Below are 17,576 nucleotides of genomic sequence, written 5' to 3'. Positions count from 1 at the left end.
TCCGTCGGGCGGTCACCCTGAAACCTAATGAAGAAGCCAGCGCCGAATGGCTCAAAGGGGATCGCTATGAAAGCCATAAATGCCGATATCAATGACGTCCTGATCGACTGCCAATCCCTTTGGAAAGTCTTCGGTGACAAGTCCGCTGCGGCAATGAAGTCGATCAAGGAGCGCGGCCTCGGCAAAAAGGAGGTGTTGAAGGAGTTCAACTGCGTCGTCGGCGTGTCCGACGCGAGCATTGAGGTCCGGCGCGGCGAAATCTTCTGCATCATGGGATTGTCTGGAAGCGGAAAATCGACGCTCATCCGCCTTCTCAACAAGCTGATCACGCCGAGCTCCGGCAAAGTCCTCGTCAAGGGACGCGACCTCGCCGCCCTGTCGCCGGTCGATCTCCGGCAGATGCGCGCCAGGAACATCGGCATGGTGTTTCAAAGCGTCGCTCTGTTGCCGCATCGCACAGTCCTGGAAAATGCGGCCTTCGGCCTCGAGGTACAGGGAATTGCCAAGCCGGAGCGAAACAAGACCGCCGTTGCAGCGCTCGAGAAGGTCGGCCTCGCCGACTGGGTGAATCGATATCCGAACGAGCTTTCCGGCGGCATGCAGCAACGCGTCGGGCTCGCCCGCGCGCTCGCTTCCGACCCCGAGATCATTCTGATGGACGAGCCGTTCAGCGCTCTCGATCCACTCATCCGGCGTCAGCTTCAGGACGAGTTCCGGCAGTTGACGAAAGCCTTGGGCAAGTCCGCGGTCTTCATCACCCATGATCTCGATGAGGCGATCCGGATCGGCGACCGCATTGCGATCATGAAGGACGGCGTCATCATCCAGACCGGCACGGCCGAGGAAATCATCCTCAACCCGGCAGATGCTTATGTCGCCGAATTCGTCGCCGGCATATCCCGCCTCCATCTGATCAAGGCGCATTCCGTCATGCGCAGCGTCGCCGAATTCCATGAGAGCCAGCCGAATTCCGACATCGCATCGCTGGCGCGCACGACGCCGGATGCCGACATCGACGAACTCATCACATTGACGATGCAGTCGGAGCGAGATGCCATCGCCGTCGTCGACAATGATCAGATCGTCGGCGTGGTCACGCCACGCAGCCTCCTGATGGGCGTCAAGGGGACGTCCACCCACGATCTCACGGCGGCGTCCCACAACTGGAGCTGATTGACATGGATAGTTCAGGCTTCACCGATCTTTTTGACGAATGGACGGACTCGGCGCTCGAGTGGGTGAGCGACAACGGCGAGTTCCTTTTCGATTCTATCAGGCAGGTCCTCGAAGGGCTCTATGACGGGATCCTCTGGCTTCTGCAGCTTCCGCCTTTCTACCTGGTCGCGCTGATCGTGGCGCTCATCGGCTGGCGGCTGGTCAATGTCTGGTTCGCCGTGCTGAGCGGCGTCGCGCTGGCGCTTTGTTTTTCCATGGGGCTCTGGCCGGAGACGATGAGCACCCTGGCGCTGGTATTGACCGCAACCGCACTCGCCCTGGCGATCGGGATCCCGATCGGTATTGCCGCCGGCTTTTTCCCCGCCCTCGATCGCTTCATGGAGCCCGGCCTGGATCTGATCCAGACACTTCCGCCATACATCTATCTGCTGCCGGCGATCGCCCTGCTCGGCTATGGACCGGCGACGGCACTGATCGCGACGGTGATCGTCGCCGTGCCGCCGGCAATCCGCCTGACGTCTCTCGGTATCCGGATGACGCCCAGGGAGTTCATCGAACTTGGAGAGGCGCTTGGGATCAGACCGGCGCAGATGTTCTTCAAGATCCGCCTTCCCTTTGCGCTGCCGAGCATCATGGCAGGGATCAACCAGAGCCTGATGATGGCCTTCGGCATGGTCGTGATCGCAGGCATCGTCGGTTCCGGCGGGCTCGGCGAGACGATTTACGGCGCGATCAGAACGCTCGACATCGCGACCTCCATCAATGGAGCGATAGCCATCGTGGTTCTGACCATGGTGCTTGACCGGATAACTCAGAGCGCGGCTCGTTTGGGAACGGGGAGGAAGTCATGAATCCGTCCATCCTGCAGTTTTCGCCCGGCGCTTTCTTGGCGCCGTCAGTCGATTGGCTCAACACCAACCTTCATCCGCTGTTTGCGGCGATCAGCTACCTGATCGAAGCGGTTCTTTCCGGATTCGAGGCGGCCCTCCTCTTCGTGCCGCCCTATGGGCTTATCGCGATCGTCGTCATCCTGGCATTCGTCGCCGTCGGTCTGCGCGCCGCGATCCTTGCGGGGCTTTGCCTGGGGTTTTGTCTCCTCATGGGGCTGTGGACGGCATCGATGCAGACCCTATCCCTGGTCACGGTCGCTGTCTTGATCTCCGTGCTCATCGCCTTCCCGATCGGCGTCCTGTGCTCGCGCCACAAGACATTGGAGGCGATGGTTCGCCCGGTTCTCGACGTGATGCAGACCGTGCCGCCCTGGGTCTACCTCATTCCTGCGGTGATGATCTTCAGCCTTGGACGTGTGCCGGCAATCATCGCCACGATCGTCTATGGCATTCCGCCGATGCTCCGTCTGACCACCCTGGCGTTCAACCAGGTGCCGAGAGAATTCGTGGAACTCGGCAGCGCCATCGGCGCGCCGCCTCGTTCGGTGCTTTGGAAGATCGAGATCCCCTTGGCCAGGCAGACGCTCCTGGTCGGGCTCAACCAATGCATCCTTCTGTCCCTGGCGATGGTGGTGTTGGCCGGGCTCGTCGGCGCCGGCGGTCTCGGCGCGGAGGTGACGCGCGGCTTGACGCGCATGGAGATGGGGCTTGGCCTGCGGGCGGGCCTGGCGATCGTCTCAATCGCCCTTCTGCTCGACCGGCTGTCCCGCGGTCTGCTCGACCGTGACAGGCTGCCGAAGACGAGATGAGCAAGGACACCAAAAGATGAGAAACAGCTTCTTCTGCATCGACTCCCATACGTCAGGAAATCCCGTGCGCCTTGTTGCCGGAGGCGGCCCACTGCTTCCGCATGCGCCGATCAGCGAGCGTCGGGAGATTTTTGTCCGCGATCACGACTGGGTGCGCCAGGCGCTGATGTTCGAGCCAAGGGGTCACGACATCATGTCGGGGGCGATCATCTATCCGGCCTACCGGGAGGATTGCGATTTTGCCGTTCTTTTCATCGAAGTGAGCGGCTGCCTGCCGATGTGCGGCGCCGGCACCATCGGCGTCGTGACCGCCGCGATCGAGGAAGGGCTCGTCAAGCCGCGGGAGCCGGGAAGGGTTGCCATCGAGACGCCTGCGGGGAGGGTCGATGTCACCTATGAGGAAAAGGGCGGATATGTCGAATCCGTTCGTCTCCACAATGTTGCAAGCTATCTGCACGAGGCGGATGTCGAGGTCGATGTGCCGGGAATGGGCCGCCTGCGCGTCGATATATCCTATGGCGGCAACTATTATGCGGTCATCGAACCGCAGGATAACTGGAGCGGGCTCGACGGCATGACCGCATCGGATATCGTCGGCTGCAGCCAGAAGCTCAGGTCAGCGCTTGCCGATATTTGCGATCCCGTTCATCCCGACGATCCGAGGATTCGCGGCGTCCATCATGCCATCTGGTGTGACCGCCCCGTGAACGACACCTCGGATGGGCGTTGCGCGGTCTTCTATGGCGAGAAGGCCATCGATCGCTCGCCGGGCGGCACTGGCACTTCCGCCCGCATGGCCCAGCTCTACGGGAAGGGACGGCTTACCGTCGGGTCGAGATATCGGCATGAAAGCCTGATCGGAACCGTCTTCGAGGGCCGGGTCGAAGCCGAGGCACGCATTGGGCCCCATAGCGGTATTCTTCCAAGCATCGGAGGCTGGGCACGCGTCATCGGCCACAACACCATTTTCGTTGACGATCGGGATCCGCTGGCGCATGGCTTTCAGATCCGATGAGCGCGTTTTCGTCTGAGAAGACGGGGGCGCGGTAAGAAGCGGCAAGGAGATGACTATGCGACCTGAGCAGCATCGACAGGCAGACGCCGACGCGAAGTCGGCTGGCCGGCTCAAGGTTGGGTTCGTTCTGGCGCGATCATTCACGCTGTCCGCCTTTGCGCTCTTCGTGGACACGCTGCGGCTTGCCAGCGACGAGCAGGATCGTTCCGGAAGGGTCCTTGCAGACTGGCAGGTGATCGGCAGCACGAGGCACTTGATCACCGCGAGTTGCGGCGTCCAGGTTGCTCCGACATCCGATTTCGTCGATCCGTCGAGGTTCGACTACATCGTGGTCGTCGGCGGCCTTCTGACGGTGGAGAACCCTGTCGACCAGCAGACCATCACTTTTCTCAAGCAGGCCGACGCCAAGAAGGTGCCGCTGATCGGCGTGTGCACGGGTTCGTTCATTCTTGCTGCAGCAGGCCTGATGAAGCGGCATGAATCCTGTGTGAGCTGGCTGCATTACAAGGAGTTTCGGGAGCGGTTCCCCGAGCTTAGCGTTCGCTCCGACCGGCTCTTCAATCTCGATCGCCAGCGCGGATCGTGCGCAGGCGGCAGCAGTTCCGCCGACATGGCGGCGTTGCTGGTCAGAAAATATATCAGCCGCGACGCTGAACGAAACGCGCTTGAAGTGCTTCAGATCGAAAAGGCCCGGACTCCATCGGACATACAGCCCCGGCGTCCGCTCTACGACGACTATGACGACGCCCGCGTCAAGGCGGCGATGATTACGATGGAACAGTTCGTCGATGGCAGCATGTCGATTCAAAAGCTTGCCGCCACGGTTGGCCTGTCTCGGCGGCAACTGGAGAGGATCTTTATCGACAAGACCGGGATGTCTCCTGCCAAGGCCTATAATCGTGTTCGCATGGAGCGGGCGAAATCGATCCTGGCCCAGTCGAAGGCGCCCCTGATCGAGATCGCGCTGGATGTCGGCTTTGAAAATGCCTCGCAGTTCACGCGAACGTTCAAACGCACATTCGGGCAGACCCCCTCACAGCATCGTGCAGCCGCTTCGAGAGCACACTGAGCTTATTCAGATATCCTCCCACGGAAAGGTGTCCAGCCGCTCCGCGCCCCTTGCCGTGATCAGAGCCTGGGTTTCCAGCTTGATGCTTTCAGATCCGGCTTCGGCTATCAGGCTCTCGACGTTGAGCACCATGCCCTCCTCGATGAGGCCGCTGAAATCGGGGTCGAAATCCGGATGCAGAAGGATCCCTGGCCATTCGTCCGCCATTCCGGTTCCGTGCAGAGCAAGCGTGTATCGATAAGGCTGGTATTTCTCCGGAATCCGCCACGACAGCGCGTTGAACTCCGCGAAGGTCATGCCGGGCTTCAGGATTGCGAGATTGTGCTCGATCTGACCCCTGGCGGCGGCGTAGAGTTGCTTCTGCTTGGCGTTCATCGCGACGTGTCCCGCTGTCCACGAGCGCGAGAGGTCGGCGCAATAGCCGTAGGGTCCGATCATATCGGTGTCGAAGGATATCATCTCCCCGCGTTTGACCACGTAGTCCGAACATTCCTGATACCAGGGATTGGTTCTGGGGCCTGCGCTCAAGAGCTTGGTCTCGAGCCACTCGCCGCCGCTGCGTGCGTTTTCGAAGTGAAGCTCGGCCCAGATCTCTCTTTCGGTGCGGCCCGGCTCGGATACCTCGTACATCCGCGCCATGCCTGCTTCGCAGACACGGATCGTCCATCTCATCAGCTCGATTTCGTCAGCGCTTTTGATGGATCGCGCCCGCTCGGCCAGCTCCTGACCGTCTAAGAGCATGAAGCCGCGTTCCCGCAATTCGAACGCGCCGGCGGGTTCGAGCTTGTCCACCGCCACGCGCTTGTTGCCGCCGTTGCTCTTTATGAGGTCCGCGACTTCCTCCGCCCAGGCTTTCAGCCGGGGTTCCATAAGGTTCCCGGCCGTGAAGAATATCCATGACTTCGCCGGCCGGATCTCGTCGATGCCGGGAAGCCCGTCATTGACATGTTCGGCGCCTTCGAATTCGAAAAGTATGGCCGGACCATCGGCCAGGATCAGAGCGTAGCGCGAGGCGTTGTGCATCGTCCAGATGCTCATATTCGATGAATCGAAGGCATATCGGATGTTGACGGGATCGTAGAGGAGCAGGGCGCCGCAATCCCATTCGCGCATCTTCGTGCGCAGGCGCTCCAGACGATAGCGGCGAGCCAGATCGAGCGTCGTGGCCGGCAAAGGACTGATAAGAGGCCGATCCGCTCCCTCGGGATTGAGATATGCCTGCTTTCGCTCATCCTTGAAGACCGTCGGGCCGGTCAGCTCGGCGGAAACGCTTTCCTCTCGCAACATTTCAGTGAATCCCTGTTGTCGGTGGGTGACGCGACGTTACCGGGCGCTCAGCGCTCGATGACGAGATCGCTAAGCGGCTTGGAGCAGCAGGGCAGAAAGAGGCCGGCGTCGATTTCCCGCTGACGAATTCCGCCATTGTGGTTCATGTCGACCGTGCCTGACGTCAGCTTCGACTTGCAGGTGCCGCAGACGCCGTTCGCGCAGGACGACGGGATCCTGACGCCTGCCTTCTTCGCGCATGAGAGCACGCTCTGGTCGCCGGAGACGTCGATGCTGCGGGCCTGCTTCGAGAAGGTGACCTGAAAGACCTTGGCAGCGGCCTCCTGAACCGCAGGGATTTCGGGTTCGTCGATGACCGCGGCGTCGAAGCTTTCCTCCAGGTAGTTCGAGTCGGGCACGCCGAGTTCGGCGGCAATGCCGCGCGCGGCGGCCATGAACGGGGCGGGGCCGCAGCACATCACGGTTCTGTCGGCGATATCGGGAACCGCCAGCCGCATATAGTCTGCCGAGATACGGCCGGTCAGACCGGGCCAGGATGGCTCGCCGGCAACGGTCTCCGGGAGGAAGTGCAGGCGAAGGCCTTTCAGCCTGCGGGCGATGCAGGCGAGCTCGTCGCGAAAGATCAGATCCTGCGGCGTCCGGCCGGCATGCATGAAGACGACGTCGGCAGGTTCGCAACTGTCGGCGAGTTCACGCAGAATGGACATGACGGGCGTAATGCCGGAACCGCCGGACAGCAGCAGAAGCTTCGGTTTCGAAGCCGCGGGCCTGACGAAATGGCCAAGCGGGCCGTTCGCCTTGACGGTTGCCCCGGGAACCAGGGTGTCATGAAGCCAGTTGGAGATCTTGCCGCCGGGAACGCGCTTCACCGTCACGGAGAAGGCGTTCGTCCGATGCGGCGAGGAGGAGATGCTGTAGCACCTGTTTTCAGCGTCTCCATTATGTTCCAGGTCGAACAGAAAATACTGCCCGGCCTTGAACGCGAACCGCTTACCCTCACGGGAGGCGAAGGTGAATGTCTTGACGTCGTGGGTCTCCTGCTGAACGTCGAGGCAAACCAGCGCGTCGTCTTCCTCTGGGTTCCACAGGTCGTGAAGGGCGGCTCTGGGCGCGGGCGCCTGTGGGCTTCTAGTATCCATGGGCGCGCATCCGGTCGATGTACCAGCTGGCGAACTTGTCGAGGTTCGTCTCGGAGAAGCGGGAGTAGGGGCCGGGCTGATATGCCGGGTCGAGAGCGCCGGCATGGGAGCGCGCGACGAGATCGGCGTCCTGGTCCGTCGTCGCGACCCAGACATCCGTCAGCTTGTCGAGATCGTAATCCACGCCTTCGACGGCGTCCTTATGGACCAGCCACTTGGTTCTCACAAGCGTCTTGCCCGCCGAGAGCGGAATGACGGTTGCCACCACGGCGTGGTCGCCCATGAAGTGGTTCCAGCTGTTGTGGCCCCAAAGATGTGTGTCACCGAGATCCTTGCGGGTCATCTGCCCGAGCAGCTTGGAGGATGCGGCGGTGGCGTCGTGGGTCTGGGATTCACCGGCGCCTGCGATGATCAGTCGCTGGGTGCGGAAATTGGTGGCGCAGTCGGCGAGTTGTTCGACGGCAGCCGAGGGAAAGCCGTCAGCCTCCCACGCCTTGGTCCGTTCTTCATACAGCCTGAAATGCTCTTCGGCCTGTTCACGATCCTCCGGGCTCAGCGTTTCGGGGTCGAAGCCGAAGTCGAGATCGACGAAGGAGACGCAGAGCTCCGGATGGTTTGCGGAGCAATGGTAGCATTCGCGATTGTTCTCCATCGTCAGCTTCCAGTTGCCGTCCTCGATGACGTCCGTCTGGAAGGCAATCTTTGCGTTCCGGATGTCGTAGGGGGCGAGGCGCTCGGTCATGGCCTGCTCGAGGAGAGCGATGTCCTCGGGCGGATTGTCGGAAAGACAGACATAAATCAGTCCGCCGATCGACTTGAAGGTGACGGACTTGAGGCTCCGACACTCCTTGTCGAAGTCCTTGCCCATGTGAGGCGCGTAGCTGAGCTCGCCCGTCAGTTCATATGTCCAGGTGTGATAGGGACAGACGAGTTTTGAGACGATCGTCTTGCCCGGATCGAGAAGGCGGGAGCCGCGATGGCGACAGACATTGTGCAGGACGCGGATTTCTCCGTCGTCGTCACGCAGAAGGATCAGGCTCGTCTTGCCGATATCGACCACCGTGGCGTCGCCGGGTTCGGGAACATCACAGTCCAGGCCGACACAGATCCAGTGCTTGTGGAAAAAGACCTCGAGGTCTGCTTCGAACACGTCTTCTCTGACGTAAAGGCCGGCCGGCAGCGAGTGACCGTCGGCGCGGGCGTCGAGAAGGGCTGAAATGGTAGATGGAAGCCTGTTTAGCATGAGAACCTCTTATGCGAGAGTTTCACGAGATTGCCCTTGCAACGCTGACGTTTCAACGGCATAAAAAATCACGTTCGCATGAGTTTTTATCATGTGAAGAGGAGTTCTGCGATGCATTTCCGAAGACGGATCCCGTCGCTGACGGCACTGGTGACCCTGGAGGCGGTGCTCAGGAAGAAGAGCTTCACCACGGCTGCGACCGAATTGGGTGTCACCCAGGCGGCAGTCAGCAGGCAGATTGCGTTGCTGGAGGAGGAATTCGGCCAGCCCCTATTCGTGCGCAAGCATCGAGCCATCGAACCGACAACGGCATGCATCAACCTCGGAGCCACGCTGGCCAAGAGCTTTGCCGATATCGCCGAGAGCGTGGAAGCGATCCAGTCGCGCAGCCAGGACGTGTTGACGATAGGGGCGACCGTTGCATTCTCTTCCTTCTGGCTGCTGCCGCGGCTGGCCGAATTCCGCCGGGCGAACCCGGGCATTCTGGTGCGAGTGATATCCCAGGACAGCCCGATCGCTCTCGACGACGGAGAAGTCGATGTGGCAATTCGCTATGGTGTGCCCCCTTTCAGCGATGCTACCGTCATCGCCTCGCGCGGCGACGTCATCTGCCCCGTCTGCTCTCCCGATTACCTCAGGCGTCGAGGAGATGGCCCGCTAGGCTCCGTCGACGAATTCATCGAAACGGACGTTCTTGATCGTTCCTGGTATAGCTGGGCGCAGTGGTTTTCTCTGACCGGCGCCAAGCTCGAGGTAAAGCCGTCGCTTCGGTTCAACCACTATACCGAAACCATCGCCGCCGCGCGCGCAGGGCAAGGGATTGCCTTGGGGTGGCGCATGCTGGTGGGCACTTTTCTGGAGGATGGAACCCTGGTGCGGATCGGCGGCGGTGAGCTTGCCGCGGAAGATCGTTACAACGTGATCGTGCCCGTCAAAGCCAAGCGAAACAACGCGCGGGACCTTGCCGCCGCCTGGCTGACGGCATCATTGCACGGTTGATCGAAACTGCCGTATTCACAAGCCCAATCCTACAGTGGCCGTTCGGTGGACGCCTTTGGGGACGAAGGCGAAGTGATCTGCCAGGCCCAGGAAATCCGCCGCCAGGTGAATGACGGAAAGCCACATTTCCGTCCCCTGCAAGCTCGGTTCACCACCGTCGGCAAACGGGAATCCCTCGCCATCCCGCCATCTATCCAGAGCCCTTGATATGAGATTTCGGGCGATTGCCTCTCCGTCAGCCCGCCTGTAGTCGGTCTGCCGGGCAATCAGCAGCAAAGGATGAATCGTATCGAGCAGGTTGCACGCATTGTATTTCGCAGCAACGAAGCCCTTGTGGTTGCGATAATTGAGGTGAACTGTTTCAAGTGAGGCGTGCGGGTGGGGAAGTGCCGCGCCGAACTGGGCGTAGGTGCCTCGTGTCAGGCGATAAAAGCCGTTCACAGGCTGGAGCCATCCTTCCCCCGCGGTCGGCTCACCCCATAGGCCGGAGACGCTGTTGGCATTCCGGCTCAGCCACTCAAAGAGCTGCTGCCGTGAATGCCTGAGGCCGAAATACTTCGCATTGAAGTACATGGCGGTTCCGATCGCATCGACCACGCTGCCGGCGTGCCATGCCCGTGTCGACCAGGGCAGGGCGCTCAGCCATTCGTCAAGCTCTCCGATGCCAAGCTCGACGGCATGGACGGGTTGCCGTGGACTGGAGCCAAGCAGCTCAAGCGCATATCCGGCCGAAAGGACGTTGTAGAGCGCCTTTGGATCATCCCTCAGCGCCTTGTCGTGCATGCGCGAATGCTCATCCGGGAACAGCCCGGTCTCTCGTTCCTGGAGGCCTTGGAGAAGCTCGACGGTTTCCGAGATATTGAGGTCGGGCGGCAGGTGACCGAACCCGGCGGCGATCTCGATGGCATCGCATAAATGCCGGATCGCCGGCCTCCGGACGCCGTCCGCTTCCAACGATTCATAGGCTCCCTGCGTTTTCCAGCGTGCAAGAATGTCCGGCCACTGGTCTTTCGCCTTCTGCCCCAGCCTGACCAGTTGATCTTCGATGTCTCCAGTGCCGGATTTCCTGGGTGCCGAGCCTCGGCTCCGCAGTACCCGGGCGGGCACGCCACCGGCAATCGACATGGTGGGAATGTCGCCCGTAACCACCGCTCCGGCGGCGATCACGGCGCCATTTCCAATTGTTGCGCCATCGAGGACCACGGAATTGGCGCCGATCCAGACATCGTCACCGATCACTATGCCGATGCTGTTGACACCCTGGCGGTGTATGGGAACTGCCGGATCGTCGAAGCCATGATTAAAGCCGACGATCGAGGCATGCGAAGCAATCCGCACGCCATTGCCGCACGTCACTGTGCCGGAAATACAGGCATAGGGATTGATGGTGCAATCATCGCCGAGGATCACATGGCCGCGGACGAGTGCGTGCCCGGCGATCCAGGATCGCTCGCCCATCGTCAGGCTTTCGGTGAAGATCGCTGCATTCTCGGCGATGTAGGACGTCTCGGCCAGCTCCGCACCGCATGATCGCCTGAGTTCCGCCTTGCGGGCAAGGTGGGCTGGATGGCCGAGGTCGGACACAATGTGTTCCCAGGTAAGGTATTGAAGCCTGCGCGCTTCCCTCTGTTCGTTCACCGGGGCTTGCGGGCCATTGGCGTGATCCATCTGATCCTCATTCTCAGGTTCAACCGCCGAATATTCGTCTGATTCAGCGATCCGTTGCCTCGCTGCATCAGACGGCGTGATCCGTCTAAAAGCAAGACTTCTGACAATGGTGGCACAGCCCTCGTTGCGATGGCTCCAATTGCCTTGGTTGCCGTGTAGGTAGTCGGTTCGGCCGAGGCGCCCGGGTTCATCGCCTGTACGGAAAACGCACCGCCCGGCGAGAAGATAAGGGTATGCTTGCCACGCTCACCTCTGAATTCGCAATTGGCAGAGACGTCATGCACCACGCACCGATCATCGGCAACGTGCTGAGCCATCTGGAAACCTTGAGGCGAGTTATGCCGCGCTCAGAAGTTCAGCGCTAACCGGCATTCCCATATGAAAGCCCTGGACGCGGTCGATGCGAAGATCCTTGAGAAGGGAAAACTGTGCTGCAGTTTCGACGCCTTCCACCAGGATCGTATTCCCACGATTGCGGATGAGAGCAATCATGTCCTGAAGCATCATCAGACCGCGTGGGTTCGAGCAGTCGTGCAGGAAGGTTCTATCGACCTTGACCGTCTGAAACTCGATTGCCCTCAGCCAAGAGAGGCCCGCGAAACCGCAGCCGAAGTCGTCAAGCCATATCTCGACGCCGAGTGCCCGCAGATCGGCAATGCATTTCAGCACCTCCGACTGCATATCCATGTCCAGGCCCTCAGTGACTTCCAAGGCTAGTCGCGATCCGCAGACCCCGCACCGAGCAAGGATATCAGCGACACTGGCAGCAAAGCCGGGGGAACGCAGTTGTATTGGCGACACGTTGACGCTGACGGTAGCCATGCGATCGGTCATCAATATATCGCGGCATGCCGTCTCGATCGCCCACCTGCCCAGTTCGAGGATAGCGCCACTTCGTTCTGCCACCGGAATGAATGTCTTCGGCGAAACCGCGGTGCCGTCCGGCATCCTGAGGCGCATCAAAGCCTCGACAGCTCTTGCCTTCTCGTTCGTCACGTCGAAGATCGGTTGGTACACGAGCGAAACCAGTTTGCGATCAATGGCGGCCGCCAGCAGTGGGACGAGTTTACCAGCATAGTCGTCGGGGCGAGGCAACAACGGATCAAAACTACGAATGCAGTTTCGGCCACTTGCTTTGGCATTGTAGAGAGCAAGGTCGGCTTCACGCACTATTCGTTCAACTTTCTCTCCAACTTTCTCGCGGGTGAAGGCGGCGCCAATGCTGACGGTTACGATCGACATATCATCTGGTCGCTCGTCGTGAGCAATCGCAAGAGACTCGACTTCCATTCTGATCTTCTCGGCGAGAGTCATCGCGACCTTGGGGAGGGCAGCCGGCATGACCACGATAAACTCCTCGCCACCATACCTGCCGATCATGCCGTCGGACGACTCTACAACTGCCTTCAGCGCATTGGCGATGACAGTCAGACATCGGTCTCCTTCCTGATGTCCGTAGCGATCATTGAAGCGTTTGAAAAAGTCGACGTCGATGAGGAACACGGAGAAGTCGCGTTGTTCGTCTTTCCAAGCGGCCCAGCATTCGTCGAGTCGCCGATCCAGCGCGCGTCTGTTGCTTATGCCTGTCAGGTAGTCAGTATGTGAAAGCTCGAGCAGTGACCTTCCCCGCTCGGACGCTTCCCAGTGCTGGTGGCGAGCCTCCGCCGCGTTCAACAACACGTTTCGACGCTCCACGTTCAATCGCCAATTGACGAAAGACGTGAAGATAAAGCACGAAATGTAGAACAACCCGAAGGCAAACTTGTAGGTTTGGCTTGACGGGAAAAATTCCTCGATCGTAACGAAAAATGCGCAAAGAACGAGGCTCGAGGTGATCACCGAAAGCCGAAACGGGAAACTGAAAAAGAGGTTGGCGCCCATCATGAAGATGGCGCCGAATATCATGTAGTATGACATGGCGGTGACGTCGCGGGTGGCAATCGCCGGGTAAAGCCAGCCCACATAGCCCGCAAGCAGTGCCGAGGCGCATGTGATGTCAAGCCAGACGGTTTGCGCTTTTGCCAGGCGCAGGGTCTCGAAAACCAGCAGAGCGATCGTTGCAATGACGAATCGCGCGGCGATCGTCACAGGCGCAACATCGGGGATCAGCCAACGGTCGGGAAATGCGAAGGACACATAAACGGCAACCGCGATCCAAAGACCATGCCGTGAACTCCGCTCGCGGACAGCATCATTTTCAGTTTTCAAAGACTTGAGGGCCTCGGCGAATGAAAAGCTGGCGGTGGATTCGTCGGGCTGGACATTAGCGTAAGCCGCGGTCCTGCAAAAACGCCGGACTGACAGCCATCTAAAGTATGTTGAAAAGTAAGCCATACTTCGGCGCCCTCCAGAGTTGCGTTCGGCAACCTGCAACCGGTTTGTCTTGTTGCTTAGCTTTGTTAGAGGGGTAGCATCGGACCCGCAAGAGTAGAATTACCCTTATCCCGTGTAGATTCTAGTCGCATCCTATTTCGAGGTTGATTATGCTTAACGCTATGTCAAAGGGGGCTCGAAATGGCACAAAACCTGGTCTTGGACGGTGAAAGTCTTGTTGCGCCAGGTGAAATTCGTCGGGCGGCAAGAAGGGTTGCTGCCCCAGATCCCGGCCACCTTATCGTTGCCAGAGCCGAGCTTGCCCTCAGCCTTGACGTGTCGATCCGTCAGTTCAAATCCGGCATCGAGCCTAATGCGATAATCGAGCGTCTTACCGACGCCTTGCATCAGATACGGCGGCGCTTTCATCCGGAGGTGTGGGACGTCATCGTTCCGATCGCGCAATCTCATCCAGTTGCTCACTATCTTCATCAAGATCCATTGACCCGCTGGTCGTTCGAAAAGCCGCGCGGCTATTCTGGCGACGCACGCCTTCTCGACTTCATCTACGGCAGACCTGAGATTGAGGACGCCGTCTTATCAGCGAGCAACCTGGGACGCTCGATCTACGCCTACACTCGAAATGCTTCGTCATCCGTCGCGGTAAGAGAGCGTCGAGACATTCTGGCTCGCCGCGTTGACGAAATCGCTTTGGCCCGGCCTGGTTCCGCCGAAGTCCTCGCCATCGCGGCCGGACATCTTCGTGAGGGGCCTTTGTCACGCGCTCTCGGCGCCGGCGCGATCAGGCGCTGGGTAGCCTTGGATCAAGACCCGATGAGCGTTGGAACCGTCACCCGCGATTTCGCCGGCACGTCCGTCGAAGCGGTGAACGGGTCGGTCAAATCCCTGCTCGGTGGAAGGCATGCGCTGGGAATGTTCGATTTCGTTTATGCCGCGGGTCTTTATGACTATTTGCCGGACGCGGTAGCCGTAAAGCTGACCAAGAAGTGCGTCAGCATGCTTAAGCCTGGCGGCACATTCCTATTTGCTAACTTCTCTCCGGAGACGGAGGTCGATGGCTATATGGAGACATTCATGAACTGGGCGCTGCTGCTGCGGTCAGAACGAGAGATGGGCTTGATTGCCAGTGAAAGCGTCACTGGGGCGGATGTGAAGGTGTCGGTTTGGTCCGGCTCAAACCGCAGCATTGTCTACTGTGAAATTCAAAGACCGCGGTAGGCCGCTTGTTGGCTTGAAGGGCTTGCTGACCTTCAGCGTCTACTCGGCCACCAAGGTCTCGCTCGCTCGTTCACCCGCTGCTGACGACCAATCTGCGGCGGCCCGGTTCCGCGTTCGCACGGGAGGAGATGGCGATGCCAAGCGGCGAACGGGGGACGCTTCGGTGGCAGTATTCCTGCCATTGTCATCCGAAGCAGATATCGGTTTGACGTGCTGGCCGATCTCGGCTCAACGGACGCTCGAGAGGAACGCTATTTTAGATTTCTGCTCATGCAACCTTTGTCAGATGCGTTCCATGCGGACCGGATACTCGCCGCGCACCAGCAACGGCTCGAAGTCATTGTCGAAGCGGCCGAGCCTGATCAGCCCGTCCCAGCGGTAATCCGCGTAGAACAGGGCCAAGTTACCCCAGGGTTTGAAGTAGCAAAGGTCGCCCGGCTGCTCGTTTCCGAACGCACCGCTGCCTTCTTCGGTGAGCTTGCGCGGCAGATGGACGATCTTTTCGTTCCTGCCATAGTCCTCGATCTTAAGGTTCAGGGGCAGCATGGAAACGAGATCGCGCGCCGTCGGATTGTCGGCGAGTGTCGCGGTCAGGGTTAGATTGTTGAAGCCTATCCGGATCCTGACGCCTGTCGCCTCGGGCTCCGCCGGGCCGCGCTCGTCCTGCCCTTGCGCCACGAGAGGCAGAGCGGCCGCCGCCAAGGTTCCGCCCAGCACCGCGCGACGGCTCATGAACTTGGATGTCATCGACATAGCGCGCCTCGCGTCAGACAGGTTGAGCCGTCGGCCGGAACAGGATTTCGTTGATGTCGACATCGTCCGGCTCGTTCACCGCGAAGGCGACCGTTCGGGCGAACGTGTCCGCGCTGATGGCGATCTTGCTGACGAACTCCTTTGTGCCCGCCTGGATGTCCTTTTCGCTGATGTGTTCGAGGAGTTCGGTGCTCACTGCGCCGGGTGAAATGATCGTGGTCCGGATGTTGTACGGCTTCACTTCCTTCCGCAGCCCTTCCGAGAGGGCGCGCACGGCGAATTTCGTCGCGCAATAGACGGTGGCGCCCGGATCGATCACATGACCGTAGACGGAGGATACGTTGATGATGTGCCCCGACTTCTGCGCCTTCATGTGCGGAAGCGCTGCTGCGATGCCGTAGAGCACCCCTTTGATGTTTACGTCGATCATGCGATCCCACTCGTCAACTTTGAGCCGTTCGAGCGGCGCAAGTGGCATCAGGCCGGCATTGTTCAGCATCACGTCGATGCGACCGAACGCGTTGACGGCCGTGTCGACGAGCTTTTTGACTTGATGTTGGTCCGTGACGTCGGTTTGGACTGCCTTGGCCTTATAGCCCTTGGCGGACAGCTCCTCAGCCAACGCAGCGATGCGGTTGCTACGCCGCGCGCCGAGGACGACGGGCGCGCCGCGCTCCGCAAGGTGACGCGCGGTGGCTTCGCCAAGCCCGCTGCTTGCCCCGGTGATGACGACCACTTTGTTTTCAATTCCTTGGGACATGATGATCTCCTGTTTGGTTTCTGAAGGCTCAGGAACGGCGGCCGGCGAGCGCGGCCAGGACAGCCGAGCCGGCGAGAAGGCAGGCGGCCAGAAGGAAGGTGCTCCGCCATCCCGCGGCGTCGAACAGCATGCCGCCAGCAAAGGCGCCGCCTGCAATGGCGAGCTGGATCAGCGCCACCTGCAGTCCACCTGCCGCTTCCAATTCACCGGGAACGATGGCGGCCATCCAGGTGTTCCAGGCCACCGGAATCGGGGTCGAGAAGAATCCCCAGAAGACGAGCAGCAATGTCGTAATCGCTGCGAACGGCCCGAGAGCGATCAGCAGCAGGGCAAGGACAGCAAGAGCAGCCGGCAGACCTACGAGAACGAGTAGGAGGTGGCGCCGGGCGACGAAGCCGATCACGGAGGTTCCAGCTAGCCCGCCGACTCCGAGGCCGAGAAGCACCATGGACAGAACATTCAATTCCAGTCCCGTGACGCCTTCGAGGAACGGGCGAAGATAAATGGACAGTGCGTTCTGGCCAATGAAGGCCAAGCCGGTCGCCGCCATTCCAACTGCGAATGTGCGATTGCGCAGCAGCCCGAATATTCTGGCCACCGAGACGGTTGATGTCGCCGGCATCCTCGGCAGAACGACCAGTTGCCAGACGAGTGCGGCAATTCCGATCGGCACGGTAATGAAGAAGGTTCCGCGCCATCCGATGAACCCGCCAAGAAAACTGCCGAGTGGCGCGGCAAGGACGAGCGCGAATGCGGTGCCACCTTGCAGAAGCGCAATGGCCTTGGGCAGATCACGGTCCGAAACCAAGCGTGCCAGAATAGCCGTCGACAGCGACCAGAAGCCGCCGATCGAAACGCCGACCAGGGACCGCCCGACGAGAAAGACAGGGAAGTTGGGTGCGAGAGCAACCGCCAAGCTCGATGCAACAAGAACCGCCGTATAGAGCAAGACGACAGACTTCCGGTCGATCCTCGCCAGGAAGGCATTGCCGAAAAGGCTGGTGAGAACCGCAAAGACACCCGACACGGTGATCGCCAATCCGGCTTGCCCCTCTGAAATAGAGAGGTCCCTGGCGATTGGAGTCAGAAGGCTCACAGGGAGAAATTCCAGACCCACCAAAAGGAAAGTGAGAAGCGAGAGACAGGTCACAGCAGACCATGAGGTCGCCGTGTCGTCCATCAGTGAGGTCTCATTCAATGTCAACTCGACGGTCAT

At 60.1% G+C, this 17,576-nt stretch carries 15 protein-coding genes; 7 read left to right on the top strand and 8 right to left on the bottom strand.

Annotation, left to right across the window (positions count from 1 at the left end):
• Window positions 1–27: 27 nt before the first annotated feature.
• Genes MOV76_RS03890 through MOV76_RS03870 form a run of 5 tightly spaced genes read left to right on the top strand, consistent with a single transcriptional unit; the run spans window position 28 to window position 4,959 of the window.
• Window positions 28–1,173: a glycine betaine/L-proline ABC transporter ATP-binding protein gene (locus MOV76_RS03890; protein WP_018445123.1), complete on the top strand. Its 1,146-nt coding sequence runs from the start codon at window positions 28–30 to the stop codon at window positions 1,171–1,173.
• Window positions 1,174–1,178: 5 nt separating this feature from the next.
• Complete coding sequence (locus MOV76_RS03885) at window positions 1,179–2,027, top strand: proline/glycine betaine ABC transporter permease (RefSeq protein ID WP_210069520.1); 849 nt, start codon at window positions 1,179–1,181, stop codon at window positions 2,025–2,027.
• Window positions 2,024–2,875, top strand: a complete 852-nt coding sequence (locus MOV76_RS03880) for a proline/glycine betaine ABC transporter permease (protein ID WP_018445121.1) — start codon at window positions 2,024–2,026, stop codon at window positions 2,873–2,875. The genes MOV76_RS03885 and MOV76_RS03880 overlap by 4 nt, the downstream gene beginning before the upstream one ends.
• Window positions 2,876–2,891: 16 nt before the next feature.
• A complete protein-coding gene (locus MOV76_RS03875; RefSeq protein ID WP_247263874.1) occupies window positions 2,892–3,890 on the top strand; it encodes a 4-hydroxyproline epimerase in 999 nt (332 codons plus the stop codon).
• A 55-nt stretch (window positions 3,891–3,945) separates the two neighbouring features.
• Window positions 3,946–4,959: a GlxA family transcriptional regulator gene (locus MOV76_RS03870; RefSeq protein WP_247263873.1), complete on the top strand. Its 1,014-nt coding sequence runs from the start codon at window positions 3,946–3,948 to the stop codon at window positions 4,957–4,959.
• 6 nt (window positions 4,960–4,965) lie between these two features.
• Here the strand turns inward: MOV76_RS03870 and MOV76_RS03865 are convergent, their stop codons facing one another.
• Genes MOV76_RS03865 through MOV76_RS03855 form a run of 3 tightly spaced genes read right to left on the bottom strand, consistent with a single transcriptional unit; the run spans window position 4,966 to window position 8,628 of the window.
• Entirely contained in the window at window positions 4,966–6,246 is a 1,281-nt protein-coding gene (locus MOV76_RS03865) for a Xaa-Pro peptidase family protein (protein ID WP_247263872.1), read from the bottom strand.
• Window positions 6,247–6,293: 47 nt separating this feature from the next.
• Window positions 6,294–7,385, bottom strand: a complete 1,092-nt coding sequence (locus MOV76_RS03860; protein WP_247263871.1) for a hybrid-cluster NAD(P)-dependent oxidoreductase — start codon at window positions 7,383–7,385, stop codon at window positions 6,294–6,296.
• Window positions 7,375–8,628: an SRPBCC family protein gene (locus MOV76_RS03855; RefSeq protein WP_112907364.1), complete on the bottom strand. Its 1,254-nt coding sequence runs from the start codon at window positions 8,626–8,628 to the stop codon at window positions 7,375–7,377. The genes MOV76_RS03860 and MOV76_RS03855 overlap by 11 nt, the downstream gene beginning before the upstream one ends.
• A 111-nt stretch (window positions 8,629–8,739) precedes the next feature.
• On the opposite strand from MOV76_RS03855, the gene MOV76_RS03850 reads away from it, so the two are divergent.
• A complete protein-coding gene (locus MOV76_RS03850; protein ID WP_130729519.1) occupies window positions 8,740–9,627 on the top strand; it encodes a LysR substrate-binding domain-containing protein in 888 nt (295 codons plus the stop codon).
• Window positions 9,628–9,642: 15 nt separating this feature from the next.
• Here MOV76_RS03850 and MOV76_RS03845 read toward each other — a convergent pair whose 3' ends face one another.
• A complete protein-coding gene (locus MOV76_RS03845; RefSeq protein WP_247263870.1) occupies window positions 9,643–11,295 on the bottom strand; it encodes a DapH/DapD/GlmU-related protein in 1,653 nt (550 codons plus the stop codon).
• 336 nt (window positions 11,296–11,631) lie between these two features.
• Entirely contained in the window at window positions 11,632–13,629 is a 1,998-nt protein-coding gene (locus tag MOV76_RS03840) for a bifunctional diguanylate cyclase/phosphodiesterase (protein ID WP_247263869.1), read from the bottom strand.
• 180 nt (window positions 13,630–13,809) lie between these two features.
• On the opposite strand from MOV76_RS03840, the gene MOV76_RS03835 reads away from it, so the two are divergent.
• On the top strand, window positions 13,810–14,847 hold the full coding sequence (locus tag MOV76_RS03835) for a class I SAM-dependent methyltransferase (RefSeq protein ID WP_247263868.1): 1,038 nt from the start codon (window positions 13,810–13,812) through the stop codon (window positions 14,845–14,847).
• 282 nt (window positions 14,848–15,129) lie between these two features.
• On the opposite strand, the gene MOV76_RS03830 is transcribed toward MOV76_RS03835, so the two are convergent.
• Genes MOV76_RS03830 through MOV76_RS03820 form a run of 3 tightly spaced genes read right to left on the bottom strand, consistent with a single transcriptional unit; the run spans window position 15,130 to window position 17,576 of the window.
• Window positions 15,130–15,600 carry a cyclophilin-like fold protein gene (locus MOV76_RS03830; protein ID WP_018246013.1) on the bottom strand — a complete coding sequence of 157 codons (471 nt, stop codon included), beginning with the start codon at window positions 15,598–15,600 and terminating at the stop codon, window positions 15,130–15,132.
• A gap of 13 nt (window positions 15,601–15,613) precedes the next feature.
• A complete protein-coding gene (locus MOV76_RS03825) occupies window positions 15,614–16,360 on the bottom strand; it encodes an SDR family oxidoreductase (protein ID WP_247263867.1) in 747 nt (248 codons plus the stop codon).
• 28 nt (window positions 16,361–16,388) lie between these two features.
• On the bottom strand, window positions 16,389–17,576 hold the full coding sequence (locus MOV76_RS03820; RefSeq protein WP_018445107.1) for an MFS transporter: 1,188 nt from the start codon (window positions 17,574–17,576) through the stop codon (window positions 16,389–16,391).

Origin of the sequence: Rhizobium sp. PRIMUS64, assembly GCF_023006465.1 — a bacterium.
GTDB classification, from domain to species: domain Bacteria; phylum Pseudomonadota; class Alphaproteobacteria; order Rhizobiales; family Rhizobiaceae; genus Rhizobium; species Rhizobium leguminosarum.
The sequence above is the reverse complement of the archived record's forward strand: the minus strand, read 5'-3'. Positions and strand labels throughout refer to the sequence as shown.